The organism is Paraburkholderia piptadeniae (assembly GCF_900007165.1).
GTDB classification, from domain to species: Bacteria; Pseudomonadota; Gammaproteobacteria; order Burkholderiales; family Burkholderiaceae; genus Paraburkholderia; species Paraburkholderia piptadeniae.
Genome location: NZ_CYGY02000098.1, coordinates 1 through 1,317, shown reverse-complemented (window position 1 = coordinate 1,317; position 1,317 = coordinate 1). Strand labels below are relative to the sequence as shown.

Sequence of the window (1,317 nt, the reverse complement as noted above, 5' to 3'; positions counted from 1 at the left end):
CAGGCCAGCGCCGCACACCGCTGGCTGGAGGCACGCCAGGCCGATCTGCTACCCGTCGAATACTTCCACGTCGTCTTCACGCTGCCCGCGCCCGTCAGTGCGATCGCGTGGTACAACAAACGGATCATCTACCGCATGCTGCTCGACGTCGCCGCCGACACGCTGCGCACGATCGCCGCCGATCCCAGGCACCTCGGCGCCCGGATCGGGGCCACGCTCGTACTGCACACCTGGGGCTCGGCGCTCACGCATCACCCGCATGTGCACGGCATTGTGCCCGGCGGCGGACTCTCGCCCGATGGCGAGCGCTGGATTGCGTGCCGGCCCGGCTTCTTCCTGCCGGTGCGCGTGCTCTCACGCCTGTTCCGCCGGCGCTTCCTCGAAGCGCTCGAAGTGGCCCACCGGCACGGGCAGCTGCAGTTCTTCGGCGAGTCCACCGGGCTCGCGGATCCGGCCACCTTTGCCCGGTGGCTTGCGCCGCTGCGTACCTGCGAATGGGTCGTCTACGCCAAGCGCCCGTTCGCCGGACCCAAGGCGGTGCTCGCGTACCTCTCACGCTACACGCACCGCGTTGCCATCTCCAACCAGCGCCTCGTCGCCTTCGATGAGCGCGGTGTGACGTTCCGCTGGAAGGACTACCGCGCGAAGGGACGCACCCGCTACAAGACCATGACGCTGGAGGCCGGCGAATTCATGCGCCGCTTCCTGCTCCATGTGCTGCCCGGTGGTTTCCATCGCATCCGTCACTACGGGCTGCTCGCCAACCCGGTGCGCCGCGCCAGTCTCGCCAGGGTGCGGGATCTGCTGCACGTCGCACGCGAGGTCAGCCCGTCACCGGACGACGCCGTCATCCACAGCCGGCCCGTCTTCATCTGCCGGCACTGCGGCGCACCGATGATCGTCATCGACGTGCTCGCGCGCAGCGCCCCGATCCGCGCACCGCCGATGCGCCGGGATCAGACATGAGCATCACGGTACATCGATCTGCCTGTCGAACGTTGGCTCTGCGGCAACGCGGCCCACAGGCGGACGTTTGCGCGTGTCGCTTCGCGAAGCATCCCGCACGTCCGCTTCATCATCGCGACTGCACGACGGCACCCCTTCGCTACCGCGTCAGCACCCGGCTGGCATCCCGCCTGGCCGCGCCGCTCCCGACACCACTGCGCATCCCGGCCCATCAATCGCCATAGCCGCAAAGCCTCCAGCCGCATTGGGGCATTCCGCGGTTTCCTCCATCGGGTTTATTCGACGCCTGCCGACATGCGCGGAGGCATGCACATTCCTGCGGCCGATGGCAGGCATCGAATAAACCTTAAC

General features: G+C 67.9%; 1 protein-coding gene. It reads left to right on the top strand.

Annotation, left to right across the window (positions count from 1 at the left end; all coding sequences use genetic code 11):
* The coding region (locus tag BN2476_RS39385) for an IS91 family transposase (protein ID WP_235851159.1) at positions 1-966 on the top strand (966 nt) is incomplete at its 5' end.
* Between the last annotated feature and the right edge of the window lie 351 nt (positions 967-1,317).